This is a genomic window from Aeromicrobium yanjiei (genome assembly GCF_009649075.1).
GTDB classification, from domain to species: Bacteria; Actinomycetota; Actinomycetes; order Propionibacteriales; family Nocardioidaceae; genus Aeromicrobium; species Aeromicrobium yanjiei.
In genome coordinates this window covers 1965839-1989619 of sequence record NZ_CP045737.1, presented here as the reverse complement: position 1 = coordinate 1989619, position 23781 = coordinate 1965839, and the positions used below count along the sequence as shown (strand labels likewise).

At 70.1% G+C, this 23781-nt stretch carries 25 protein-coding genes and 1 tRNA gene; 23 read left to right on the top strand and 3 right to left on the bottom strand.

Annotation, left to right across the window (positions count from 1 at the left end):
• The first annotated feature begins 23 nt into the window (after nucleotides 1–23).
• The 23 genes from GEV26_RS09860 (at nucleotide 24) to GEV26_RS09750 (ending at nucleotide 21060) form a co-directional block, all read left to right on the top strand.
• Nucleotides 24–371, top strand: a complete 348-nt coding sequence (locus GEV26_RS09860; protein ID WP_153652908.1) for a single-stranded DNA-binding protein — start codon at nucleotides 24–26, stop codon at nucleotides 369–371.
• Entirely contained in the window at nucleotides 368–1393 is a 1026-nt protein-coding gene (locus GEV26_RS09855) for an HAD-IIA family hydrolase (RefSeq protein WP_153652907.1), read from the top strand. The genes GEV26_RS09860 and GEV26_RS09855 overlap by 4 nt, the downstream gene beginning before the upstream one ends.
• The gene (locus GEV26_RS09850; protein ID WP_153652906.1) at nucleotides 1390–1590 is read left to right on the top strand and encodes a hypothetical protein; all 201 of its coding nucleotides are present in this window, start codon (nucleotides 1390–1392) and stop codon (nucleotides 1588–1590) included. The genes GEV26_RS09855 and GEV26_RS09850 overlap by 4 nt, the downstream gene beginning before the upstream one ends.
• A 7-nt stretch (nucleotides 1591–1597) precedes the next feature.
• Nucleotides 1598–2428: a TlyA family RNA methyltransferase gene (locus GEV26_RS09845; RefSeq protein ID WP_153652905.1), complete on the top strand. Its 831-nt coding sequence runs from the start codon at nucleotides 1598–1600 to the stop codon at nucleotides 2426–2428.
• Nucleotides 2425–3342 (top strand): NAD kinase, encoded by a 918-nt coding sequence (locus GEV26_RS09840; RefSeq protein WP_153652904.1) that lies wholly within the window; start codon nucleotides 2425–2427, stop codon nucleotides 3340–3342. Before GEV26_RS09845 ends, GEV26_RS09840 begins: the two co-directional genes overlap by 4 nt.
• Entirely contained in the window at nucleotides 3339–5042 is a 1704-nt protein-coding gene (recN, locus tag GEV26_RS09835; RefSeq protein ID WP_153652903.1) for a DNA repair protein RecN, read from the top strand. Before GEV26_RS09840 ends, recN begins: the two co-directional genes overlap by 4 nt.
• A gap of 91 nt (nucleotides 5043–5133) precedes the next feature.
• On the top strand, nucleotides 5134–6309 hold the full coding sequence (gene steA, locus GEV26_RS09830; RefSeq protein ID WP_153652902.1) for a putative cytokinetic ring protein SteA: 1176 nt from the start codon (nucleotides 5134–5136) through the stop codon (nucleotides 6307–6309).
• Nucleotides 6306–7184 (top strand): copper transporter, encoded by an 879-nt coding sequence (locus GEV26_RS09825; protein ID WP_194839813.1) that lies wholly within the window; start codon nucleotides 6306–6308, stop codon nucleotides 7182–7184. Before steA ends, GEV26_RS09825 begins: the two co-directional genes overlap by 4 nt.
• A 91-nt stretch (nucleotides 7185–7275) precedes the next feature.
• Nucleotides 7276–9006 (top strand): CTP synthase, encoded by a 1731-nt coding sequence (locus tag GEV26_RS09820; protein WP_153652900.1) that lies wholly within the window; start codon nucleotides 7276–7278, stop codon nucleotides 9004–9006.
• Nucleotides 9003–9611, top strand: a complete 609-nt coding sequence (locus GEV26_RS09815) for an NUDIX domain-containing protein (RefSeq protein WP_153652899.1) — start codon at nucleotides 9003–9005, stop codon at nucleotides 9609–9611. Before GEV26_RS09820 ends, GEV26_RS09815 begins: the two co-directional genes overlap by 4 nt.
• Entirely contained in the window at nucleotides 9608–10537 is a 930-nt protein-coding gene (gene xerD / locus GEV26_RS09810; RefSeq protein ID WP_153652898.1) for a site-specific tyrosine recombinase XerD, read from the top strand. Before GEV26_RS09815 ends, xerD begins: the two co-directional genes overlap by 4 nt.
• 90 nt (nucleotides 10538–10627) lie before the next feature.
• Nucleotides 10628–11476 (top strand): ParA family protein, encoded by an 849-nt coding sequence (locus GEV26_RS09805; protein WP_153652897.1) that lies wholly within the window; start codon nucleotides 10628–10630, stop codon nucleotides 11474–11476.
• On the top strand, nucleotides 11461–11823 hold the full coding sequence (locus GEV26_RS09800; protein ID WP_153652896.1) for a hypothetical protein: 363 nt from the start codon (nucleotides 11461–11463) through the stop codon (nucleotides 11821–11823). The genes GEV26_RS09805 and GEV26_RS09800 overlap by 16 nt, the downstream gene beginning before the upstream one ends.
• Nucleotides 11820–12737, top strand: coding sequence for a segregation and condensation protein A (locus GEV26_RS09795; RefSeq protein ID WP_153652895.1), 918 nt, complete (start codon nucleotides 11820–11822; stop codon nucleotides 12735–12737). The genes GEV26_RS09800 and GEV26_RS09795 overlap by 4 nt, the downstream gene beginning before the upstream one ends.
• Entirely contained in the window at nucleotides 12730–13413 is a 684-nt protein-coding gene (gene scpB, locus GEV26_RS09790; RefSeq protein WP_153652894.1) for an SMC-Scp complex subunit ScpB, read from the top strand. The genes GEV26_RS09795 and scpB overlap by 8 nt, the downstream gene beginning before the upstream one ends.
• Nucleotides 13406–14134, top strand: coding sequence for a pseudouridine synthase (locus GEV26_RS09785; protein ID WP_243838690.1), 729 nt, complete (start codon nucleotides 13406–13408; stop codon nucleotides 14132–14134). The genes scpB and GEV26_RS09785 overlap by 8 nt, the downstream gene beginning before the upstream one ends.
• Nucleotides 14131–15207 carry a prephenate dehydrogenase gene (locus tag GEV26_RS09780; protein ID WP_153652892.1) on the top strand — a complete coding sequence of 359 codons (1077 nt, stop codon included), beginning with the start codon at nucleotides 14131–14133 and terminating at the stop codon, nucleotides 15205–15207. The genes GEV26_RS09785 and GEV26_RS09780 overlap by 4 nt, the downstream gene beginning before the upstream one ends.
• Before the next feature lie 54 nt (nucleotides 15208–15261).
• Entirely contained in the window at nucleotides 15262–15924 is a 663-nt protein-coding gene (cmk, locus tag GEV26_RS09775; protein WP_153652891.1) for a (d)CMP kinase, read from the top strand.
• A 166-nt stretch (nucleotides 15925–16090) separates the two neighbouring features.
• Nucleotides 16091–17416, top strand: coding sequence for a ribosome biogenesis GTPase Der (gene der, locus GEV26_RS09770; RefSeq protein WP_153652890.1), 1326 nt, complete (start codon nucleotides 16091–16093; stop codon nucleotides 17414–17416).
• Between the two features lie 119 nt (nucleotides 17417–17535).
• Nucleotides 17536–17609, top strand: a tRNA-Pro gene (locus GEV26_RS09765).
• 302 nt (nucleotides 17610–17911) lie between these two features.
• A complete protein-coding gene (locus GEV26_RS09760) occupies nucleotides 17912–18721 on the top strand; it encodes a DUF6159 family protein (RefSeq protein WP_153652889.1) in 810 nt (269 codons plus the stop codon).
• A gap of 129 nt (nucleotides 18722–18850) precedes the next feature.
• Nucleotides 18851–20053: an NAD(P)/FAD-dependent oxidoreductase gene (locus tag GEV26_RS09755; RefSeq protein ID WP_194839812.1), complete on the top strand. Its 1203-nt coding sequence runs from the start codon at nucleotides 18851–18853 to the stop codon at nucleotides 20051–20053.
• Nucleotides 20054–20142: 89 nt separating this feature from the next.
• Nucleotides 20143–21060 carry an SMP-30/gluconolactonase/LRE family protein gene (locus GEV26_RS09750; RefSeq protein ID WP_194839811.1) on the top strand — a complete coding sequence of 306 codons (918 nt, stop codon included), beginning with the start codon at nucleotides 20143–20145 and terminating at the stop codon, nucleotides 21058–21060.
• Nucleotides 21061–21082: 22 nt separating this feature from the next.
• On the opposite strand, the gene GEV26_RS09745 is transcribed toward GEV26_RS09750, so the two are convergent.
• The 3 genes from GEV26_RS09745 to GEV26_RS09735 form a co-directional block, all read right to left on the bottom strand.
• Nucleotides 21083–21883: an SDR family NAD(P)-dependent oxidoreductase gene (locus tag GEV26_RS09745; RefSeq protein WP_153652886.1), complete on the bottom strand. Its 801-nt coding sequence runs from the start codon at nucleotides 21881–21883 to the stop codon at nucleotides 21083–21085.
• A gap of 147 nt (nucleotides 21884–22030) precedes the next feature.
• A complete protein-coding gene (locus GEV26_RS09740) occupies nucleotides 22031–22789 on the bottom strand; it encodes a FadR/GntR family transcriptional regulator (protein WP_208430810.1) in 759 nt (252 codons plus the stop codon).
• A gap of 107 nt (nucleotides 22790–22896) precedes the next feature.
• Nucleotides 22897–23700, bottom strand: coding sequence for an acyl-CoA thioesterase (locus GEV26_RS09735; protein WP_153652884.1), 804 nt, complete (start codon nucleotides 23698–23700; stop codon nucleotides 22897–22899).
• Between the last annotated feature and the right edge of the window lie 81 nt (nucleotides 23701–23781).

The window sequence follows — 23781 nt, the reverse complement described above, 5'->3', positions numbered from 1 at the left end:
CGGTGGGGGGCATCGTCATGTCCATGACTGATGAGAACAACAGAGTCCACCTGACGGGTCGCGTCTCCGGCGTCCCGGAGTCCAAGGTCCTGCCGAGCGGCGACGAGGTCGTCTCGTTCCGGCTGGTCGTGCGCCGCAGTGCCGCTGCCCGTCGCCGGTCCAAGCAGGTCGTCGACACGATCGAGTGCTCGGTCTGGCGGGCGGCGCTGCGCCGCTCGGTGCTCCGGTTGGAGCCGGGCTCCGCGGTCACGGTCGCGGGTGCGCTGCGGCGGCGGTTCGTGAGCGGTGGCGCCGGCGTGATGAGCTTCGTCTCGGTCGACGTCGACACCTGCCGGAAGGTCTCGGCCACGGCGGTAGCCTCGGACCCATGACCTCGACCCCGCAGGACGTCCTCGGCTCGACGACGCGGGAGCTCGGTGCGACGTACGACCTGGCGATGCTCGACCTGGACGGCGTCGTCTATCTCGGTGCCGACCCCGTGCCGGGCGCCGCCGACGCCCTGCGGCAGGCCCGCGAGGGCGGCATCCATCTCGCGTACATCACCAACAACGCCTCGCGGCCGGCTCTGGCCGTGGCCAAGAAGCTGCGCGAGATGGACATGCCCGAGCTCGCGGACGAGGACGTCGTCACCGCGGGGCAGGCCGTCGCCCATCTGGTGGCGGACGCCTTGCCTGCTGGGTCAGCCGTGCTGGTCGTCGGCGGGGAGGGGCTGCGCGTGCCCCTGGAGGAGCGCGGCCTGCGCTGCGTGGCGAGTCTCGACGACGGGCCGTCGGCCGTGGTGCAGGGCTTCCATGGTGACATCGGCTGGGCGCACCTGGCCGAGGCCGCGTACGCGATCCAGTCGGGGCTGCCGTGGTACGTCAGCAACACGGACCTGACCGTCCCCACGCCCCGAGGCATCGCACCGGGCAATGGCTCGCTCGTGCAGGCGGTGCGCAACGCCACAGGTGCGGAGCCGATCGTCGCGGGCAAGCCCGAGCGCGCACTGTTCGACGAGACCCTTGCCCGGGTCGGTGGCCGCAAGCCGTTGATGGTGGGCGACCGGCTCGACACCGACATCGACGGCGCGATCAACGCCGGCATCGACAGCCTGGTGGTGCTCACCGGCGTGAGCTCACTGGCGGAGGTCGCCGCGGCTCGGCCCGGTCACCGTCCGACGTTCGTCTCGGCCGATCTGCGCGGTCTGGTCGAGGTGCACCGTGAGGTGCAGGTGGCCGGCGACGGTCGGGCGCGTTGCGGTGCAGCCGTGGCCGAGGTGCACGACGGGGTCATCGGTCTGGTGGGCGGTGAGGCCGGCTCGACCGACGCCCTGCGCGCGGTCGTCGCGCTGGCGTGGGACGCGGCCGATCGGTCCGACGTGCAGGTGGTGCTGGATGGGACACTGGACACATGACCACGATGCCCGACGAGGCCGGCCCCGCCGTGGAACCCACGGGTCACGCCGAGATCGACGAGGCGCTCGGACGCCTGGACCGGCTCGACGACCTCGAGATCTCCAACCACGCCGAGCAGTTCGACGCGATCCACGGCGTCCTGCGGGCGTCCCTGGCCAATGCGGGTCGCGACCCGGCCGAGCAGGCCTCGCCGTGAGCCGCGCATGAGCCGACGCCTGCGCCTGGACGCCGAGCTCGTCCGCCGGGGGCTGGCCCGTTCCCGCGAGCATGCCGCGACGATGATCGAGGAAGGCCTCGTCCGGGTCGGCGGCTCGGTGGCGGCCAAGGCGGCGACCGGTGTCACGACGGACCAGGCGATCGTCGTGCGCGAGAGCAAGGAGCCGACCTACGCCTCCCGCGGTGCCCACAAGCTGTTGGGTGCGCTCGCGGTGTTCGAGCCCATGGGGCTGAGCGTCGAGGGCCGGCGGTGCCTCGACGCGGGCGCCTCGACCGGTGGATTCACCGACGTGCTGCTGCGCAAGGGCGCACGTGAGGTCTGCGCAGTCGACGTCGGCTACGGCCAGCTGGTGTGGGCGCTGCAGTCCGACGAGCGCGTCCACGTGTTCGACCGGACCAACGTGCGCAACCTGGAGGCGGACGACATCGGCGGGCCGGTGCAGCTCGTCGTCTCGGATCTGTCCTTCATCTCCCTTACGGTGGTCATGCCCGCCCTCACCCGGGTGTGCGAGCCGAGCCCGGAAGGCGACATCGTGCTGATGATCAAGCCGCAGTTCGAGGTCGGCAAGAGCAACCTGGGCAAGAACGGGGTGGTGCGCGATCCCGCGCTGCACGCCGACGCCGTCCTGCGGGTCTGCCGATCGGCCCACGAGCTCGGCTGGGGCACGCGCGCGCTGGCGCCCAGCCCGCTGCCAGGTCCTGCGGGCAACGTCGAGTACTTCTGCTGGTTGCGCTCGGACGCTGATGCTCCCACCGAGCAGGCGGCTCACGACGTCGTCGCCGCCGGCCCGCTCGACACGACAGGGGTGAACAGATGAGAAGGGTGCTGCTGGCGGTCCACGCGGCTCGGGAGGCGGCCGCCAAGGTGGCGGCCTCGTTCGCGGCCGAGGTGCAGGTCCACGGCATCGAGGTCTGTGTGCTGGACTCCGATGCCGAGGCGCTGCGAGCGGCGGGCCTGCAGGACGCCCACGTCGTGGCCGCCGGGCCCGGCGCAGCCGCCGGCTGCGAGCTCGCCGTCGTGTTCGGCGGCGACGGCACCATCCTGCGAGCCGCTGAGATGTGCCGCGGCACCAGCACCGCGGTGCTTGGGGTCAACCTCGGTCACGTCGGCTTCCTGGCCGAGGCCGACGTGGAGGACCTGCAGGACGTCGTCCGGGGCGTGGTCGACCGCACCTACACGGTCGAGGAACGTCTGACCGTCGACGTGTCGGTCACGGTCGCCGGTGAGGTCGTGGCGACCAACTGGGCGCTCAACGAGGCGTCGGTGGAGAAGGCCGCCCGCGAGCGCATGCTGGAGATCGTCCTGGAGATCGACGACCGGCCGGTGTCCCGCTGGGGCTGCGACGGCATCGTGTGCGCCACGCCGACCGGGTCGACCGCCTACAACTTCAGCGCGGGCGGACCGATCGTGTGGCCCGAGGTCGAGGCGCTGCTCATGGTCCCGATCAGCGCGCACGCCCTCTTCGCCCGGCCGCTGGTCGTGTCGCCCAGCTCGACCCTCGCGATCGAGGTCGTCGGTGAGCAGTCGACCGGCGTGCTCTGGTGCGACGGCCGGCGCGCGGCCGAGCTGCCGCTCGGCGCCCGGGTCGAGGTCCGCAGGGGCCGCGAGACCGTGCGCCTCGCCCGCCTGCACCCCGCATCGTTCGCCGACCGTCTGGTCCGCAAGTTCGATCTTCCCGTGGCCGGCTGGCGGGGTGCCGCCGAGCGGCGCCAGGAGGAGCTCGACCGATGACGACCCCCCGCCCGATCTGGGAGCGCCTCGCCCTGCGCGACCTCGGAGTGATCGACTCCGCCGAGCTGGAGCTCTCGCCCGGCTTCACCGTCATCACAGGTGAGACGGGCGCGGGCAAGACCATGGTCGTCACCGCGCTCGGCCTGCTGCGCGGAGACCGGGCCGATCTCGGCCTGGTGAGGCGGGGTGCTGACCAGGCACGGGTCGAGGCGAGCATCGGGGTCCGTCCCGGGGCGCGGGCGGTCACCGCGGTCGAGGAGGCAGGTGGCCGCATCGACGAGGACGTCGTGATCCTCGGACGCGTGCTGTCGGCGCAGGGCCGCTCGCGTGCGCTGGCCGGCGGCGCCACGGTGCCGGCCGCGCTGCTCGCGGAGGTCACCGACGAGCTGGTCGCCGTCCACGGACAGTCCGACCAGCACCGGCTGCTGCGCCCGGCCGAGCAGCGTGCCGCCCTCGACCGGTTCGCCGGCGACGAGCTCGCGGAGGCCGCGGCTGCGTACGCCCCGGTCTACGCCCGCTGGCGTGCCGTCGAGCAGCGGCTCGACGAGCTGCGCACGCACGCGCAGGAGCGCGCCCGTGAGCTCGACGTCCTGCGCTTCGGCCTCGACGAGGTCGCCGAGGTGGACCCGCAGCCGGGGGAGGACGAGGCCCTCAAGGCCGAGGAGAGCCGGCTGGCCCACTCCGAGTCGCTGGCCCGCGCGGCCGACCAGGCGCATCGTGCGCTCGTGGGCGATCTGGACGCCACGTCGGCGCGCACCACCGTGGCCGAGGCGACCGCGCTGCTGCGCGAGGCGGGCGGTCACGACCCGGCCCTGGACGCGTTGGCCGATCGCGTCTTCGAGCTCGGCATCCTGCTCGACGACGTGGGCGCCGAGCTCGGCACCTACTCCGAAGGGATCGAGCTCGACCCCGAGCGGCTCGCGAGCCTGCAGGAGCGGCGGGCGGCCCTCGCGGGCCTGCAACGCAAGTACGGTCCGACGCTGGACGACGTGCTCGCATGGGCGCAGCAGAGCGCCGCGCGGCTGGGCGAGCTCGGCAACGACGACGAGGCCGTCGCAGCTCTCGAGGCCGAACGACTCGAGCTCGCGCCCGAGGTCGTGCGGCTCGCAGCCCGCATGACCACGATCCGGCGTGACGCCGCGGTCCGGTTCGCCCAGCTGGTCGACGTCGAGATCGCGCAGCTGTCGATGCCGTCGGCTCATCTGGAGGTCCAGGTCACGACCGCCGAGGACGCGACTCCCGGTCCCCACGGCGTCGACGACGTCGAGATGCTCTTCTCGGCCAACAGCGGGATGGGTCCCCGGCCGCTCAACAAGGGCGCGAGCGGCGGCGAGCTCTCGCGGCTCATGCTGGCTCTCGAGGTCGTGCTCGCGGATCGCACGACGGTGCCGACCCTGGTCTTCGACGAGGTCGACGCGGGCATCGGCGGCAAGGCTGCGGTCGAGGTGGGACGTCGTCTCGCCCGCCTGGCCGATCACGCCCAGGTCATCGCGGTCACGCACCTGCCGCAGGTCGCAGCCTTCGCCGACCACCACTTCGTGGTGTCCAAGGACGACGACGGCAACGTCACCAGCAGCTCGGTGATCCTGGTGCAGGAGTCCGGCCGGGTCGACGAGCTCGCACGGATGCTGGCCGGCCAGGAGGAGTCCGCCACAGCCCAGGCGCACGCCCGCGAGCTGCTCGATCTCGCACGGGGCTGACGCGGGCGGCGCACTGATAGTTGCGCCACATCGGCGACACGCCGGGACCACCTCCCCGATGCGTCGCGCCCACGAGGAACGATGGACCGCGATGGCCATCTGGAAACGCAAGACGCCCCTGCCGCCGGACGTCGAGGGTGTTGTCGGCACCCTCAGGTTCGCCCGGCGCGACAGCGACATCGCCTCTCTTCGTGAGGGCGAGATCGCTCTGGTCGCGCACCCCGATCTCGACGCCAGGCAGGCTCAAGCCCTGATCGACCGACGCGTCCGGGCGGTGCTCAACACCGCTCCGTCCAGCAGCGGACGCGTCCCCAACACGGGACCGCCGATGCTGGTGCGCGCCGGCATCATGCTGGTCGACCTCGCCGGCGAAGGTGCCTGGACCCGCCTCAAGAGCGGCGAAGGACTCCGGGTCCACGACGGCAAGGTGTGGCGCGACGAGGAGCTGGTCGTCGAGGGCGAGGAGATCGATGCCTCTCGCGCCGACGCCGACCTGGCGGCGGCCCAGGACGGCCTCGCGACCCGCCTGGACTCCGTCGTGGCCAATGCGAGCGACCACATCCGTCGTGAGCAGGGCATGCTCCTGAGCGGCGAGAAGGTGCCGAGCCTGCGCACCGAGCTGGCGGGTCGTGCCGTCGTGGTGGTCTCCCGCGCATATGACGACGCGGCCGACCTGCGCGGGCTGAAGCGCTGGATCTCCGACCACGACCCCGTGCTCGTCGGCGCAGGAGCCGGAGCCGACGTGCTGATCGCGGCGGGCTACACGCCTGCCGTGGTGGTCGGCTCGATGGACAACGTCTCGGACCAGGCGATCCGGACGTCCGGCGAGGTCGTCGTGACCACGCCGTCCGGCACCGTGGACATGCCCGAACGCCTCGAACGGCACGGCAAGGAGATCGCCACGTTCGTGTCGACCGGCTCGGACGACGACCTGGCGATCCTGCTGGCCGACACCCACGAGGCCGCGGTCATCGTGCACGTCGGCGCACCGCGGACCATGACCGAGATGCTCGAGCGCACGCCGGCCGACGCCGCCCGGATGTTCGTCGCGCGGCTGCGCGCCGGCGCCAAGATCGTCGACGCCAAGTCCGTGCACCACTTCACCTCCCAGCGCCTCGCCCTCTGGCCGGTCCTGCTCATGCTCCTCGCGGGCATCGTGGCGGTCGGCGTGGCCGTGGCCATCACCCCGGTCGGGCAGGACTGGTTCGACTCGCTCGGTGACCAGCTCGCCGATCTCGGCACCTGGATCAAAGGACTCTTCACGTGATCAACTTCCGCTACCACCTCGTCTCGATCGCCGCGATCCTCATCGCGCTCGCGGCGGGCATCGCTCTCGGCTCGGGACCGCTCGAGGACGACGACGACACACAGGCCGCGAGCCAGACGACCTCCCGGTCCGACGACCCGGGTGTGCGATCCTTCGAGACCGGCTTCGCCGCCCGCACGGCCCCGGGCATGCTGAAGGACACGCTCAAGGACCGCCCGGTGGTCGTCCTGACCGTCCCCGGCACCAATGCGTCCGAGGTCAAGGACGTCGTCAAGGGCCTCGGTCTCGCCGGCGCGGAGGTGACCGGCCAGGTGGCCCTGACCAGCAAGATGCTCGACTCGTCCGGGCGCCAGTTCGCCGAGGGCGTGGCCCAGCAGGCAGCCGAGGGCGTGGACGGGGTGACGGATGCCGGGGACAGCTACGGCCGCATCGGCTCGGCCCTCGCCCGCGCGCTGATGGCGAGCGAGCCCGGGACGCTCGACGAGACGGCCACGACCATCCGGTCGGCCTTCACCGAGGGTGACCTGATCACCGAGACGCGCGCTCCCAAGCGGGCCGCGACGCTGGCCGTCCTGGTGACCGGACCGCAGCGCGCCACCGGCGCCGCCCAGAGCACCGTGATCGCAGCGCTGGCCGCTGCGATCAACCCGACCGGACAGGGCGTGGTCGTCGCCGGCCCCGCGTCGTCCAGCACGGACGGGGGAGCGGTCAAGGCCGTGCGCGAGGGCGCCGCGGCATCGGAGATCTCGACGGTCGACGTCACCGACACGGCCGCGGGTCGCGTCGTGACGGTCCTCGCAGCTGCCGAGCAGGCCTCCGGCCAGCCCGGAGCCTGGGGCACGTCCCGCAGCGACAGCGGCGCGCTGCCGAAGTAGCGACGCCGACGGCACATGTGGGCGAACCGACACGTGTGTCGTTGGCGGTCAGGGCCGATTGATTGGTAGGCTGGAATCCCGTGGAGCCCTGATGCAATCTGCACCAGATGAGCGCTCGACACAGCATTCGACCACGGGAGTCACCTTGGCAGGTAGCGCGGTTACCAAGCACGTTTTCGTCACCGGCGGGGTGGCATCCTCGCTCGGCAAGGGCTTGACCGCCTCGAGCCTCGGACGGCTTCTGAAGTCACGCGGTCTCCGCGTCACGATGCAGAAGCTCGATCCGTACCTCAACGTCGATCCCGGCACGATGAACCCGTTCCAGCACGGCGAGGTGTTCGTGACCGACGACGGCGCGGAGACCGATCTCGACATCGGTCACTACGAGCGCTTCCTCGACGTCGACCTCTCGGGCAAGGCCAACGTGACGACCGGCCAGGTCTACTCCGAGGTCATCGCCCGCGAGCGCCGCGGCGACTACCTGGGCGACACGGTCCAGGTCATCCCGCACATCACCAACGAGATCAAGTCCCGCATCCGGGCGATGGCCGGTCCCGACGTGGACGTGGTCATCACCGAGATCGGTGGCACGGTCGGCGACATCGAGTCGCTGCCGTTCCTCGAGGCCGCGCGCCAGGTGCGTCACGACGTCGGCCGGGGCAACGTCTTCTTCCTGCACGTCTCGCTCGTGCCGTACATCGGCCCGTCCGGTGAGCTGAAGACGAAGCCGACCCAGCACTCGGTCGCCGCGCTGCGCTCGATCGGCATCCAGCCCGATGCGATCGTCTGCCGCGCCGACCGCGACATCCCCGAGGGCATCAAGCACAAGATCTCGCTGATGTGCGACGTCGACAAGGAGGCCGTGGTCACCTGCGCCGACGCCCCGTCGATCTACGACATCCCCAAGGTGCTGCACTCCGAGGGCCTCGACGCGTACGTCGTGCGCCGCCTCGACCTGCCGTTCCGCGACGTCGACTGGACGCACTGGGACGAGCTGCTGCGACGGGTCCACCAGCCCGCCGAGGAGGTCACGATCGCGCTGGTCGGCAAGTACATCGACCTCCCGGACGCCTACCTGTCGGTGGCCGAGGCGCTGCGTGCGGGCGGCTTCGCCCATGACGCCCGCGTCAAGCTCCGCTGGGTCGGCTCGGACGACTGCGAGACGCCCGCCGGGGCCCACGCCAACCTGCACGACGTCGACGGCATCTGCGTGCCGGGCGGCTTCGGCATCCGTGGCATCGAGGGCAAGCTGGGCGCCCTGAAGTACGCCCGCGAGCGCGGCATCCCGGTCCTGGGCCTGTGCCTCGGCCTGCAGTGCATGGTCATCGAGTACGCCCGCAACGTCGCCGGCATCGAGGGGGCGAGCTCGTCGGAGTTCGACCCCAAGACGCCGCACCCGGTCATCGCGACGATGGCCGAGCAGCTGACGATCGTCGACGGCGAGGGCGATCTCGGCGGCACGATGCGTCTCGGCTCCTACCCGGCGGCCCTCCAGGAGGGCAGCATCGTCGCCGAGGTCTACGGCGCCAGCAAGATCGAGGAGCGCCACCGGCACCGCTACGAGGTCAACAACGCGTACCGCGAGCAGCTCGAGCAGGCCGGCCTCGTGTTCAGCGGGACGTCCCCCGACGCGAAGCTGGTGGAGTTCGTGGAGCTCCCGCGGGACGTGCACCCCTACTACGTCGCGACGCAGGCCCACCCCGAGCTGCGGTCCCGCCCGACCAAGCCGCACCCGTTGTTCGCAGGCCTCGTCGGCGCGGCGCTGGATCGTCAGCGCGAGACCCGGCTGCCCGTCGACGAGCCCGTCTCGGTCGAGGGATGACCGACCACCCCACGCTGCCGGGGCGGCTGGCCGACGCGTCGGTCGCCGACTCCGACCAGTCGTGGCCGGTGGCTCGCAGCGAGTCGATCTACGACAGCGCCTACATCGCCCTGAGGACCGACACGATCGTCGATCCCGCAGGACATGAGCACGCGCGGGCCGTCGTCCAGCCCAACGGGGCGGTCGGCGTGCTCGCGATCGACCAGGACGACCGCGTCCTCCTGGTCGAGCAGTACCGCCACCCGGTCGGGCGCCGCCTGCTCGAGCTGCCCGCCGGGACACTGGACGTCGCGGGGGAGGAGCCCCTGGAGGCTGCGGTGCGCGAGCTCGCCGAGGAGGCGGACATCATCGCGGGGGAGTGGACGTCGATGCTCCACCTGCTGGCCACCCCGGGCTACTCGACCGAGAGGTGGGAGGTGTTCCGGGCGACCGACCTGCGTCCGGTGCCGGCCGCCGACCGCACCGAACGGGTGGCCGAGGAGGCCGACATGGTCCAGTGGTGGCTGCCGTTCGACCAGGCCCTGGCCGCAGTCCTCGACGGCCGCATCACCGACTCCATGACCGTCTCGGGGATCCTGGCGGCACACGCCCTGCGCCACCCATGAGCGGGGACGTCGCCCGGGGCATCCAGGACTACCTCAGCCACCTGGGCGTCGAGCGCGGCCTCGCCGACAACACCTTGACGTCGTACCGTCGCGACCTGCGGCGCTATCGGGCGTTCCTCGCCTCGCGCGACCTGTCCGATCCCGCGGCGATCACCGAGAACGACGTCGCAGCGTTCCTGGGTGAGCTGCGCACGGGGGATCCCGACCACCCTCCGCTCGGGACGGCCAGCGCCGCGCGGACGATCGTGGCAGTCCGCGGACTGCACCGGTTCTGGCTCCGCGAGCAGAACGTGGCGACCGACGTGACCTCCGCCATCAAGCCGCCGCGTCCGGCGAGCCGGCTGCCCAAGGCGCTCCCGCTCTCGGACGTCGAGGCATTGCTCGACGCGGCCGGCGCACCGGGCACGACCCTCTCGGCCCGCGACCGGGCCCTGCTCGAGGTGCTCTACGGCACGGGGGCGCGGATCTCGGAGGCGGTCGGCCTCGACATCGACGACCTCGACCTGGAGGACTCCACGGTCCTGCTGCGCGGCAAGGGCGGCAAGCAGCGGATCGTGCCGCTCGGCTCGTACGCCAAGGCATCCCTCGCGGACTACCTGACCGCGTCGCGGCCGGCGCTGGTCGGCGGCACGACCCGGACGCCCGCGGTGTTCCTGAACGCCCGGGGCGGGCGGCTGTCGCGCCAGAGTGCGTGGACCGTGCTGACCAAGGCGGCGGACCGGGCCGGGATCTCCACGGAGGTGTCGCCGCACACGCTGCGCCACTCGTTCGCGACCCATCTGCTCGACGGGGGCGCGGACGTCCGCGTGGTGCAGGAGCTGCTCGGCCACGCGTCGGTGACCACCACGCAGATCTACACGCTGGTGACCGTCGAGAAGCTTCGGGAGATATACGCCACAGCCCACCCCCGGGCCGCACGGCAATGACAGGGCGACTCCTCTGCTTGCGTGGTCGCCAAGTCGACTTGTGCCGGTAGAGTGACGCTCGTCCGCCGGGTCGAGTCGCAGGGGTTATGAATGAGCATGGAGCTGGGTCCCACCGGACGACCGATGCCGGTCTTCCCCGATCCGCAGCCGCGGGATCCGTCCAAGCCCGCGACGATCATCGCGCTGTGCAACCAAAAGGGTGGGGTCGGCAAGACCACGACGACCATCAACCTGGGTGCCGCGCTGGTCGAGACCGGCCGCAAGGTGCTGCTGGTCGACTTCGACCCGCAGGGATCACTCACGGTCGGTCTGGGCGTCAACGCTCATGACCTGGACCAGAGCATCTACCACGTCCTGATGGACCGGGAGATCTCGATCAAGGACCTCATCATGTCGACGACGGTCGAGGGGCTCGACCTCGTGCCGTCCAACATCGACCTGTCCGCCGCCGAGATGCAGCTGGTCACCGAGGTCGGCCGCGAGCAGGTGCTCGCCCGGGTGCTCAAGCCGATCCGCCACGACTACGACGTCATCCTCATCGACTGCCAGCCCTCGCTGGGCCTGCTGACCGTCAACGCGCTGACCGCCGCCAACGGCGTGCTGATCCCGCTGGAGTGTGAGTACTTCGCTCTGCGGGGTGTCGCGCTGCTGAAGGACACGATCGAGAAGGTCCGTGACCGCACGAACGACGAGCTGCAGATCATCGGCCTGCTGGGCACGATGTACGACAGCCGCACGCTGCACGGCAAGGAGGTGCTCCAGACCCTTGTTCAGGGATGGGGCGACCTGGTGTTCCACACCGTCATCCGCCGCACGGTGAAGTTCTCGGACTCGACGGTCGCCGGCGAGCCGATCACGGAGTACGCGACGTCGTCCCCGGGTGCCGAGTCGTACCGCCAGCTGGCCAGGGAGGTTCTCGTTCGATGCCCCGACGCGTGACCACGTCCTCGGGGGGAGGCAAGCGCCCCACCATGCCGGGGGCCGACGAGCTGTTCCGGGCGACCGCCAAGACACCACCGGTCGAGACGTCCGAGCCCGAGCCGCAGATCGAGCCCGAGCCGGTCGTCGCGGCCAGCGGCCGGGTCAAGCACGACGAGAAGATGACGGTGTACGTCACGTCGGCCGAGCTGTTGGCCGTCGAGCAGGCTCGGCTCGTGCTGCGCGGTCAGCTCGGACGCAGCGTGGACCGCGGCCGGTTCGTGCGGGCGGCGCTGGCCGTCGCGCTGGAGGATCTCGACGCCCGCGGCACCCAGAGCGACGTCGCCCGGCGATTGAGCGAGTCGTGACGGTCGCGGACGTCGACGAGTCCGCGCCCCCCGGGTTCCAGGTCAACCTGACCAACTTCGAGGGACCCTTCGACCTGCTCCTGCAGCTCATCTCCAAGCACGAGCTCGACATCACCGAGGTCGCCCTGTCCGTCGTGACGGGTGAGTTCATCACGTACATCAAGGGCATGACGGACGACCTGGAGCAGACCACCAGCTTCCTGCTCGTGGCCTCGACCCTGCTGGACCTCAAGACCGCCCGGCTGCTGCCGCAGGCCGAGGTCGAGGACGAGGAGGACCTGGCGCTCCTGGAGGCCAGGGACCTGCTGTTCGCCCGTCTCATGCAGTACCGCGCGTTCAAGCAGGTCGCGGGGATCATGGCCGATCGGCTCGCGCGCGAGTCGAAGAGGTTCCCCCGCATCGTGACGCTCGAGCCGCGGTTCGCGGACCTCCTGCCCGAGGTCCTGATCTCCGTCGGTCCCGGGGAGCTGGCCCAGCTGGCCGCGAGGGCATTCGAGGACAAGCCGGTCCCGATCCTCTCGCTCACCCACCTGCACGCACCGCAGGTCAGCGTCCGCGAGCAGGCCCACCTAGTGGTCGACCAGCTGCGGCGCAAGGGCGAGATGACGTTCCGCGCGCTCACGGCCGACGCGCCGGACCTGATGACCAAGGTCGCGCGCTTCCTCGCGGTGCTCGAGCTGTTCCGCGAGGGCGTCATCGCCTTCGAGCAGGCGACCCCGCTGGGCGATCTGCACGTGCGGTGGACCGGCACCGATGAGGGCGAGATCGACGTCGGTCAGGAGTTCGACGCACCCCTGCTGGGCCCCGACGACGAGCCGGTCCTGATCCCCGAGGAGCTCCTCGACGACACGGACGGCGAGCCGACGACATCGCACGACACACCACCACCCGAGCCTGAGAGCACCGATGACTGACCAGCACGTCCCGACCGGACACCACGAGCTCGAGCTGGAGATGCTCGACCTCAAGCCCGCCCTGGAGGCGGTGCTCATGGTCGCCGACCAGCCCCTCGACCACCTGGTCCTGGCACAGGCCGTCGGCCACCCGCCGACCGACGTCGAGTCGGCGCTCGCCGAGCTCGCGCAGGAGTACACCGACCAGGGGCGTGGCTTCGAGCTGCGCAACATCGCGGGCGGCTGGCGCTTCTTCACCCGCGAGGAGTTCGCCGGGGCGGTCGAGCGCTTCATCCTCGACGGGCAGCAGGCCAGGCTCACCCAGGCGGCACTCGAGACGATGGCCGTCGTGGCGTACCGCCAGCCCATCACCCGCTCGCGCATCTCGGCCATCCGCGGCGTCAACGTCGACGGTGTCGTCCGCACGCTGGTGACCCGCGGCCTGATCGAGGAGAGCGGCGTCGACGGCGAGAGCGGCGCGATCCTCTACCGCACCACGAGCTACTTCCTCGAGCGCATGGGGCTGGGCGACCTGAGCGAGCTGCCCGACATCGCCCAGCACCTGCCCGACATGGACGACATGGAGGACGAGGGCCTGCCGGGTGCCGAGGAGGCACTCGCGGGCGTCGCGACGCAGGAGCCGATCGCGGAGGCCGAGCCTGAGGCGCCGGCGACGGAGGGGGGCGACCGTGGCTGAGATCCGCCTGCAGAAGGTCCTGGCCCAGGCCGGGCTCGGGAGTCGTCGTCGCTGCGACGACATGATCGCCCAGGGCCGGGTCGAGGTCAACGGCGAGGTCATCGACGTCATGGGCGCGCGCGTCGACCCCGCGACCGATGTCATCCGGGTCAACGGCAAGCGCATCCCCGCGCCGAGCGGTCATGCGTACGTGCTGCTCAACAAGCCTCGCGGCGTCGTGACGTCGATGGCCGACGAGCGCGGACGGCCCGACTTGTCGACGTTCGTCGAGGGGCGCGACGACCGCCTGTTCCACGTCGGCCGCCTCGACACCGACACATCCGGTCTGCTGGTGCTGACCAACGACGGCGACCTGGCGCACAAGCTCGCGCACCCGTCGTTCGAGATCACCAAGACCTATGTCGCCCTCGTCGACGGGACCGTGCCGGACAGTCTCGCCGCGAAGCTCAAGGCGGGCATCGAGCTCGACGACGGCCCGGCGCAGGTCGACCGCTTCCAGGTCAAGGACCGGTCGCGGGGACGTTCGCTCGTGGAGCTCGACATCCACATGGGCCGCAACCGCATCGTGCGGCGACTCCTCGACGCGGCCGGTCACCCGGTGCGGGAGCTGACCCGCACCGCGTTCGGGCCGCTGCACCTCGGCGGCCTCTCGGTCGGCGCAATGCGCGATCTGACGAGGGACGAGCTGGGTGGGCTGTTCGACAGCGTCGACGAGCGATGAGCGCAGCTGCTCCCCGGGCGTTGCCGGGGCCGGTGCTCGTGATCGGGTGCGGGCTGATCGGCACGTCGATCGGCCTGGCGCTGAGGGCCCACGAGGTCGACGTGCTGCTCGCTGACGCCGAGCCCGGCAACGTCGAGGCCGCGGCCTCCAGGGGCGCGGGGCGTCCGGCCACCGATCACGTGGAGCCCTACCTGGTGGTGGCAGCAGTGCCGCCGACCGCGGCGGCCGACGTCGTCGTCCAGGCCCTGAGGAGGTGGCCCGCGGCGTACGTCACCGACGTGACGAGCGTGAAGGCCGGTCTGCAGCGGGAGATCGACGCACACCCCGGGGCCGAGCGGTTCGCCGGCGGACACCCCATGGCGGGCAGCGAGCGGTCCGGACCGATGGCCGGATCGGCCCAGCTGTTCGAGGGGCGGCCGTGGGCGGTGACCCCCGGCTCCGCAACGCTCCCGGAGGCGCTGGACGCTGTCGTCGACATGGCGCTGCACGTGGGCGCTGTCCCGATCATCCTCGAGGCGGCCGCGCACGATCGCGCCGTCGCACTGGTCTCCCACGTGCCCCAGGTGATGTCGACCCTCACCGCGGCTCGCCTCAACGACGCTCAGGGCAACCACCTCGCCCTGGCCGGCCCCGGGCTGCGTGACACCACGCGGATCGCGGGCAGCGACAGCGCGCTGTGGATCGACATCCTCGGCACGAATGCAGCCGACGTGCGGGCCGTGCTCGAGCTCGTACGGGCCGATCTCGACCGGGTCATCGATGCGCTGGGCCAGGACGACGCGGTGATCGGTGACGTGCTCGAGTCGGGCCGCCGTGGCACCGAGCAGATCCCGGGCAAGCACGGCTCGGCGCCGGCGCGCGTCGACATCGTGCACGTCCAGGTCGCGGACCGTCCCGGCGAGCTGTCGCGTCTCATGACCGATACGGGACAATCGGGTGTGAACATCGAGGACCTGCGCCTGGACCACGACCTGGGACGGCCCGTCGGCCTGGCCGAGATCGCGGTCGCACTGGGCGTGGGGGACTCCCTGGTCGACGCCCTGACCGCACGCGGCTGGACCGCGTACCGCTAGATGACCCCGACCCCCGACGTACTGATCCGTACTGCCGAAGGAAGTTGAGCACCTGTGACATCACCCCTGGTCGTTGCGATCGACGGGCCCTCCGGGTCCGGCAAGTCGAGCACGTCGCGCGGCGTCGCCGCCCGGCTGGACCTCGCGTACCTGGACACCGGAGCGATGTACCGGGCGATGACGTGGGCCCTGCTGCAGCACGGCGTCGACCTCACCGACAGCGATGCGGTCGCAGTCGCGGCGGAGAAGATCTCGCTCGAGTCGGGCACCGATCCGGCGGCGCCCACGATCCACGCCGACGGCGTCGACGTGGCCGAGCCCATCCGCTCGGACGAGGTCACCGGCTCGGTCAGCCTCGTCGCCGCGGTGCCGCGCGTCCGCGAGATCCTCGTCGACATGCAGCGCGCAACGATCGCCGGCAGCCACGGCATCGTGGTCGAGGGGCGCGACATCGGCTCGACCGTGGCCCCCGACGCCCCGGTGAAGATCTACCTGGTCGCCGACCCCGCCGCCCGTGCCGCACGGCGCGCAGCCGAGAACGGCGGAGGTGACGCCGCGGCGACGGAGCAGGCGCTCGCGCGACGCGACGAGATCGACTCCACCCGTGCCACGTCTCCGCTCGCGAAGCCCGAGGGAGCGGTCGTGGTCGACAGCACCCACATGACGCTCGACGAGGTCATCGACGCGATCGTGGGGATCGTCGACGCCGCTGGATGACCCCACCGCGGGCCGATCCAGTTCCCGATGCGGGATCGGCGGCCCGATCGTGGGATGATGGAGGACGCAGGTGCCCGGATCCACGGTCACCTGTGATCCCACATCTCCTGGGCCAAGGACGCGGTCAAGCGTGACCTGCCGGGCCCCCTGCTGACAGGACGCTCCGATGGCTGACGCCGTTCCCGTACTCGCCGTGATCGGGCGACCCAACGTCGGGAAGTCGACGCTGGTCAACCGCATCATCGGCCGACGCGAAGCCGTCGTGGAGGACGTCCCCGGCGTGACCCGCGACCGTGTCTCGTACGACGCGGTGTGGAACGGTCGCGCGTTCACGGTGGTCGACACCGGCGGCTGGGACCCCGACGCCCGCGGTCTGGCCGAGCGCATCGCCGCGCAGGCCGAGATCGCGATCCAGGTCGCGGACGCGGTGCTGTTCGTGGTCGACGCGACGGTCGGCATCACCGACGTCGACGAGAAGGTCGTGAAGATCCTGCGGGCGGCCAAGAAGCCGGTCATCCTCGCGGCCAACAAGGTCGACGACCAGCGCGCCGAGATCGAGGCCGCCGGTCTGTGGAACCTCGGGCTCGGTCAGCCGTGGCCCGTCTCGGCGCTGCACGGGCGGGGGAGCGGCGACATGCTCGACGCGATCCTCGACGCACTGCCCGATCCGCCGCCGGAGGACTTCGACGCCCCGCAGGGTCCGCGTCGGGTGGCGATCGTCGGCAAGCCCAACGTCGGCAAGTCCAGCCTGCTCAACCGCCTCGCGGGCGAGGAGCGGGTCGTCGTCGACGACGCCTCCGGCACCACGGTCGACCCGGTCGACGAGATCGTGGAGCTCGGCGGGCGTACGTGGAACTTCATCGACACCGCCGGCATCCGTCGCCGGGTGCGCGATGCGTCAGGCCACGAGTACTACGCGAGCCTGCGCACCAGCTCGGCGATCGACCGGGCGGAGGTCGCGGTCGTCATCATCGACGGCAGCGTGCCGCTGACCGAGCAGGACACCCGCATCATCAGCTCGGTGGCCGAGGCCGGACGGGCGCTGATCATCGCGTTCAACAAGTGGGACCTCGTCGACGACGAGCGTCGCTACTACCTCGAGCGCGAGATGGAGCGCGAGCTCGTCCAGGTGCCGTGGGCCCCGACGATCAACATCACGGCGCGCACGGGCTGGCACATCGATCGCCTCGTGCGGGCGCTCGACGCCGCCCTGGAGGGCTGGGAGACCCGCGTCTCCACGGGCGCGCTCAACGCGTTCCTCGGCCGTCTGGTGTCCGAGCACCCGCACCCGGTGCGCGGCGGCAAGCAGTCCAAGATCATGTTCGGCACGCAGGCCTCCACCGCGCCGCCGACCTTCGTGCTGTTCACGTCGGGCAAGCTCGAGCAGTCGTACATGCGATTCATCGAGCGTCGTCTCCGCGAGGAGTTCGGCTTCGTCGGCACGCCGATCCACATCCAGCAGCGTCCGCGCAAGAAGCGCGAACGCCGCTAACGTCTCGCGGGACGTCATCCGGCTCGAATCGCAGCAGGTTCGGCGGGCATGACGTCCCGAGGGTGTGGCCGATGTGAGGTGCCGGGAGGACCTGCGGTAAAGTTCCTCTTCGGTACGAACGGGCTGTAGCGCAGCTTGGTAGCGCACCTGACTGGGGGTCAGGGGGTCGCAGGTTCAAATCCTGTCAGCCCGACCGTGCGAGTCTCGCAAGAGACAGGAAAGTCCCGGACCTGCGGAAGCAGGTCCGGGACTTTTTAGTTTCTGGGTTGGTCGTCGCGTCTGGGGTCGGTGGTCAGCTCGCGCAGGAACCGTGACGTCTGAAGCGGTTCCAGCGATCTCGGCCTCATCGTGCAACGATTGCGACAGATAGTCTTCAGGCAGGGAGGACGCATGCCCCACCCCGGCACGCCGGATCCGCAAGGTTCCAGTCAGACCCATGAGGCGCCGCGACCCCGAGCTGCGTCACCCGGGTCGAACCCCACAGGCCGGCAGCTGTTGCGCGCCACCTTCGCTCTGCTGCGTCAGGACAAGCAGATGTTGTCCCTGCCATTCATCGGCATGGTGGTCGGAGCTATCGCCGCTGTCATTTCCTTCTGCCTGGGCTATGGCATCGGATGGCTGGTCACGGGCCACCGCGGCGAGGTCGCTTGCTACGCGGGTGCGGCGCTAGCCGGCCTGGGGGCGACGATCGTCTCGGTCTACTTTCAGACCGCGCTGGTCATTGGTGCGAACCACCGCGCGGACGGCGGCGAGCCCACCGCGCGGTCGTGCCTGCGCGCAGCGTGGAGGCTCAAGTGGACGATCCTTGCGTGGTCCGTCGTCACCGCGACGGTTGGATTCGTGCTCCAGATGATCGAGGAGCGGCTCAGCTTCCTCGGATCCCTTCTGAATTTCGTCGGTGGGATGGCTTGGGGGGTCGCCACGTTTGTCGTGGTGCCGGTGCTCGTTGCCGAGGACGTCGGCCCGGTCACGGCAATCCGGCGCTCGACTGTCGTTCTCAGGGACACCTGGGGCACCAGCCTGCGCACAGCGGTCCGGGGCGGGGCCTTGGCGATTGTCTCCTGGGTGGCGGCGATCAGTCTTCTGGTCGCAGGCGCTGTGATGGTCTTCTCCGGCCCCTCGCGGCTGCTTGTCCTCGGCGTCGCTCTCATGGCCGTAGGAGCCGTCGCGATGATCGTCGTCGGAAGCCTGGTCGGCGCGGTGGGCGCGTACGCGCGTGCTCTGATCTACCGCTACGCAGTCGGTCTCCCCACGCCGGGCGTCGACACGGTCTTGCTCGCCGGTGCCTTCCGGTCGAAGAGCTGAGGGGCACCGCGGGCCGTCGCGCGGCGGAACTTGCCCTCCCAGTCCGCCTAACAGTACGATTATCTAGATGTTTGCTGGACGACCCAGCAGGGATGCGCAGGATCCGATTCGTTGCGAATGAGGTGGGCCATGTCAGCCGTCGAGTCCTGTCGTATCGGCGTGGTGGGAAGTGGCCTCGGAGGCTTCCGCGTCGCGGCCGATCTGCGCCGACTGGGGCACACCGGGCCGTTGGTCGTGTTCGGCGCCGAGACGCACCCTCCGTACGATCGGCCTCCGCTGTCGAAGCAGATCCTGCTCGGCGACTGGACCGTGGACGAGGCTCGGCTCGCCGATGATGCCGAGCTCGAGGCGCTGTCCCTGGACCTTCGGCCGGGAGCCGTCGTTCGCGCGGTGACGCCCGGGCGCGTCCACTTGGCCAGCGGCTCGACCGAGGACTTCGACGTCGTCGTGGTGGCGACCGGCGCCGAGGCGCGGATGCCTGACTTCGTCCCCGACCATCCGCTCATCCACCGGTTGCGCACCCTCGATGACGCGATGCGCCTGCGCTCGGCGCTGCCCGCGGCCGAGTCGCTGGTCGTCGTGGGCGGAGGCTTCATCGGTGGTGAGGTGGCCGCCGCTGCCCGGGTGCTCGGGGTGGACGTCACGATCGTGGAGGCCATGCCGACGTTGTTCCACCGTGCGCTCGGTGCCGAGGCGGGTGAGTACTGCTCCGAGCTGCACCGTCGCCACGGGGTGCGGGTGCTCTCCGGCAGCCCTGTACGAGGGCTCTCCGGTGCGGACGGCGGGGTGACCGTGACGCTGGAGGACGGCACCCACGTCACCGCAGACCTGGCGCTGGTCGGGCTGGGTGCGTCCCTCAACACGGGGGTGCTCGACGGACTCGGACTCGACGTCGTCGGCGGGGTTTTGTGTGACGGATCGGGCGCGGTCGAAGGTCTGGATGGGGTCTACGCGCTCGGCGACGTCGCCCGGTGGCGCGACGAGCTCACCGGGCTGCCGACCCGCCGAGAGCACTGGTCGACGGCCGGCGACCAGGCCGCCATCGTGGCTCACACGATCCTGGGTCTTCCGGTGCCGGACTACCTGCGGCAGGCGCCCTACTTCTGGTCGGATCAGCACGGCATCAAGATCCAGGTGATCGGGCGCACCGAGATGGCACGGACGGGTGGCTGGCTCGAGCAGGACGCCGACAGCGGCTCCGCCGTGTACGGCTATCACGACGGCGAGTCCTTGGTGGCCGTGGCGACCTTCGGCTCTCCACGCCTGATCGGGAAGTACCGGCCCCTGGTGGCCGAGGGAATGCTCTCTGCACGATCGTCCGCCGTCTCCTGACCGCTTCTCGCCATATGCCTTGTGTTTAGTACAAATAGGTAGAACAATGTCGGGGTCGGCAGATGGCCGTCACGCACTGGGAGGCAATGATGAGCGAGACCCTGACATTCGAACCGTTCGGATCCGGTGTCACCCGGCCCGAGGACATCGCGGAGGCTCCGGACGGTTCCATCTGGGTCAGCGACAAGGCCGGTGCAGCTGCCCGGGTGGCCTCTGACGGCTCGATCACTCAGATCGGCAAGGCCGGGGGAGAGCCGAACAGCCTCAACTTCCTGCCCGACGGACGGCTGCTGATCGCCAACTTCGAAGGGGCGCTGCAGGTGCTCGACACCGCCGACGGTGCCGTCGAGACCTTGATCGACGTGGTCGACGGCCAGGCAGTCACGCACGCCAACTACGCGCTGGCTGATGCGAACGGCTTCGTCTGGGCCACCGAGTCCACCCGCTTCCCCCACCCCGGCCCGGACAAGATTCCCGAGATGCTGGCCGATCCGGATGGCTGGTTGTTCGTGCGGAGGCCGGACGGCAGCTCGGAGATCCTGGCCGACGGGCTCAGCTTCGCCAACGGTCTGGCCCTGTCGCCGGACGGCCGACACCTGTACGTCGCCGAGACGTTCACCGGCCGACTGAGCCGTGCCGCGATCCTCCCGGGCGGCGGGCTGGGCGAGCTCGAGACCTACTGCATCCTGCCCGAGGACGGCCTGGAGGCCGAGCTCATGGCGGCGGGCCCGGACGGCATGGCCTTCGACGAGTCGGGGGCGCTGTGGGTCGGTGTCTACAACCGCAATGCGCTGGCGGTGATCGCCCCGGGCGGCAAGGACGTGCAGATGTACGCCTTCGACCCCGCCGAGACCGATCTCGGCTGGCCGACCAACCCGGTGTTCACCGGACCCGACCGGCGCGACCTCCTCGTGGGATCGATCGTGAACCCGCACATCGCCAAGACGCGCGTCGAGGTCCCCGGAGCACCGCAGCCGTACCGGATCGCGACGCCCGCCGGGAGCTGACGTCTGCTGCCGGCGTGGGCTGTCACAGCGCCGAGGAGTATCCGCCGTTCACCGGGATGGTCTGACCCGTGATCCACGAACCGGACTCCGATGCCAGGAGCAGCACCACGCCGGCCGCGTCGTCCGGCGTGCCGAAGCGCCTGATCGTGTAGTCGCGCAGGTGCCTCGCGTCCTTCTCGGGATCGGCGGCCGCATCGGAGTCACGAATGGTCGACAGCGAGACGCAGTTGGCCGTGACCAGGTGGCGTCCGCCGGCCTTGGCGATCGAGCGCATGAAGCCTGCGGCTCCGGCCTTGGCCGCGGCGTAGACGGGCAGGCTCGGCTCGCCCACGCGTCCGGCGTCCGAGACGATCGTGATGATGCGGCCGTGACCGCCGCGGACCATCGCCGGCATGGCGGCCCGGCAACAGTTCATGACGCCCGTGAGATTGACGTCGAGGAATGGCTGCCAGTCGGACGGATCGGACTCCCAGAACGGGATCGCCATCGAGTCAAAGGTGCCGCGAGCGCCGGCGTTGCCGGCATTGTTGACCAGGATGCTGACCGGTCCGAGCTCGTGCTCGGCCTGTGCCAGCATCGATGAGACCGATGCGAAGTCGCTGACGTCGCACGCGAGGGCGATCGCCTCGCCGCCCGCGTCGACGATGCTCTGTGCCACCTCGGCCGCACGATCCGCGAAGTAGTCGTTGACCACGACTCGTGCCCCGCTGGCTGCGAGATAGCGGGCGATCCTCGCGCCCACGCCCTGTCCGGCTCCCGTGACGAGGGCGACCCGCTCGTCGAGGCGGAGGAAGTCGTCGGGACGAAGGGGTTCAGACGTCATCACAGTGTCCTTGCTCGAGACCGCGGCAGCTGGTCAGATATCGCACGCTAATCTAACTGTATAACGCATGGCCGCGCGTGGTCACGATCTGGAACGCAGAAAGCCGAAGGCCATCAGGCACTTCGGCTTTCAGCTGTGTGAGGTGGATCAGGCGAACAAGTCGACCACGGGCTTGTTCTTGAGGTCGTTCTGGAACAGGTACTTCGCTGCGACGTCCATGTGCTTGCGCCAGTGCTCGGCAGCACCGTCGCCGTCCTTGGCCTCGACGAGAGCAACGAGCTTCTCGTAGGCCTTGATGACTCGCTGGAACCGTTCAGAGCTGTCACCCTGGTCGAACTTGGTGGCGACCGACAGCTCGAGGTGGGTGGTCACGATGTCGTGCAGCACCGCGCCCTGCACGGCAAGGGTCTTGTTGCCGCACCGCTGCATGATCAGCTCATGGAACTTGTAGGTCAGGCCCGACCAACGACTCGGATCGGGAACAGCCTTCGTGCCGGCCTCGACGACCTTCCGCAGATCTTCGATGCAGCTCTGGAGATCGGCGATGTCCTGCTTGGTGCGGGTCTTCGCCAGCAGGCGAGCGCACTCGGGCTCGGACACCTTGCGGGCCTCGTACACATCGTCGATCGTGGTGCCCGAGATCTGGAGCAGCAGACCGACGTATCGGGCGGCCACCGAGATGTCGGGCTGCATGACCTGGGCGCCGCCCCGTGAGCCTCGACGGACGCTGATCAGCGTCTCGGTCTCGAGGATCCGGAAGGCCTCGCGCAGCGTGGGCCGCGAGACGCCGTACTGGGACATCAGCTGAACCTCGGGCGGCAGCGTCTCGCCGGGCGTGAGTTCGCCCTTCACGATCTGGCGGCGCAGATGGGTCGCGATCAGCTCGGCGGTCTTCGGCGCACGCATGACCTTACCGACTTGCATGATGTCGTCATGGGACGTACTCGTCGTACTCATAGTTGCAGCCTACATCTCAATCGAGGTGATATCAGTAATCGACTCGGATAACACCGTCAATGTCGCCTTCTGAACAAGGCCTCCTGTGTGAGGCTCGCTACCAAGCTGCCATCGGAGTGAAAAATCGACCCCGTGTACCAGCCCCGCCCCGCCGCGAGCGTGTGTGGCACCAGGTCGACGAGGAGCCAGTCGTTCGCGATGATCGGTCGGTGGAACCACATCGCATGGTCCAGGCTCGAGGATGTGGCGTGCGTCGGCGTGTTGAAGGCGGCCGTGCCGCTCGAGATGTCGGACAGGTAGGTCAGGGCGCACGCGTTCAGCAGCGGGTCCGTCCCCAGGGGAGCGGTGCACCGCGCCCAGAACCTGATCGGATACTCGAGACCCGGAAGGGCCTGCTCGGCCTTTCGTCCCTCGAAGGAGAAGAGTCGGGGAATCGTGTAGACCCGATTCTCATCGGGAGCCGATACGTCGGGTAGCTGGGCGATCTGACGGTCGTCGCCGTCGGCAGGTGTCGAGAAGGAGGCAGACATGTTGAAGATCACCTCTCCCTCCTGGAGCGCCACGACGCGGCGGGCCGAGAACGATCGGCCGTCTCGATCGCGGTAGACCTTCAGCAGCATGGGACGGGAGGCGTCACCGGGGCGCAGGAAGTAGCCGTGGAGCGAGTGGGGCAGCCGGCCCTCGGCGGTGAGTCCGGCAGCGCGCAGCGCCTGGGCCGCCACCTGGCCCCCGTAGAGCGCGTAGTGATCGGGAAAGACGAAATTGGCGCGGAACACGTTCGTGTCGATCGTCTCGAGCTCGAGCATCTCGAGCAGCGTGCGGTCGTCCGTCGTCGGACCGACGATTCCGGGTGTGGTCATCTGCGGCGATCCGTTCGGTGTGGTGAGTGGCGGGACAGTTTCGCTGTGTGTAGTAATATCAGTAAACCCAATGCCCGGTCT

Coding starts and splice junctions, on each gene's coding strand:
- GEV26_RS09860 (WP_153652908.1), top strand. CDS start 24: ATGACTGATGAGAACAACAGAGTCCACCTGACGGGTCGCGTCTCCGGC.
- GEV26_RS09855 (WP_153652907.1), top strand. CDS start 368: ATGACCTCGACCCCGCAGGACGTCCTCGGCTCGACGACGCGGGAGCTC.
- GEV26_RS09850 (WP_153652906.1), top strand. CDS start 1,390: ATGACCACGATGCCCGACGAGGCCGGCCCCGCCGTGGAACCCACGGGT.
- GEV26_RS09845 (WP_153652905.1), top strand. CDS start 1,598: ATGAGCCGACGCCTGCGCCTGGACGCCGAGCTCGTCCGCCGGGGGCTG.
- GEV26_RS09840 (WP_153652904.1), top strand. CDS start 2,425: ATGAGAAGGGTGCTGCTGGCGGTCCACGCGGCTCGGGAGGCGGCCGCC.
- recN (WP_153652903.1), top strand. CDS start 3,339: ATGACGACCCCCCGCCCGATCTGGGAGCGCCTCGCCCTGCGCGACCTC.
- steA (WP_153652902.1), top strand. CDS start 5,134: ATGGCCATCTGGAAACGCAAGACGCCCCTGCCGCCGGACGTCGAGGGT.
- GEV26_RS09820 (WP_153652900.1), top strand. CDS start 7,276: ATGCAATCTGCACCAGATGAGCGCTCGACACAGCATTCGACCACGGGA.
- GEV26_RS09815 (WP_153652899.1), top strand. CDS start 9,003: ATGACCGACCACCCCACGCTGCCGGGGCGGCTGGCCGACGCGTCGGTC.
- xerD (WP_153652898.1), top strand. CDS start 9,608: ATGAGCGGGGACGTCGCCCGGGGCATCCAGGACTACCTCAGCCACCTG.
- GEV26_RS09805 (WP_153652897.1), top strand. CDS start 10,628: ATGAGCATGGAGCTGGGTCCCACCGGACGACCGATGCCGGTCTTCCCC.
- GEV26_RS09800 (WP_153652896.1), top strand. CDS start 11,461: ATGCCCCGACGCGTGACCACGTCCTCGGGGGGAGGCAAGCGCCCCACC.
- scpB (WP_153652894.1), top strand. CDS start 12,730: ATGACTGACCAGCACGTCCCGACCGGACACCACGAGCTCGAGCTGGAG.
- GEV26_RS09780 (WP_153652892.1), top strand. CDS start 14,131: ATGAGCGCAGCTGCTCCCCGGGCGTTGCCGGGGCCGGTGCTCGTGATC.
- der (WP_153652890.1), top strand. CDS start 16,091: ATGGCTGACGCCGTTCCCGTACTCGCCGTGATCGGGCGACCCAACGTC.
- GEV26_RS09755 (WP_194839812.1), top strand. CDS start 18,851: ATGTCAGCCGTCGAGTCCTGTCGTATCGGCGTGGTGGGAAGTGGCCTC.
- GEV26_RS09750 (WP_194839811.1), top strand. CDS start 20,143: ATGAGCGAGACCCTGACATTCGAACCGTTCGGATCCGGTGTCACCCGG.
- GEV26_RS09745 (WP_153652886.1), bottom strand. CDS start 21,883: ATGACGTCTGAACCCCTTCGTCCCGACGACTTCCTCCGCCTCGACGAG.
- GEV26_RS09740 (WP_208430810.1), bottom strand. CDS start 22,789: ATGCGTGCGCCGAAGACCGCCGAGCTGATCGCGACCCATCTGCGCCGC.
- GEV26_RS09735 (WP_153652884.1), bottom strand. CDS start 23,700: ATGACCACACCCGGAATCGTCGGTCCGACGACGGACGACCGCACGCTG.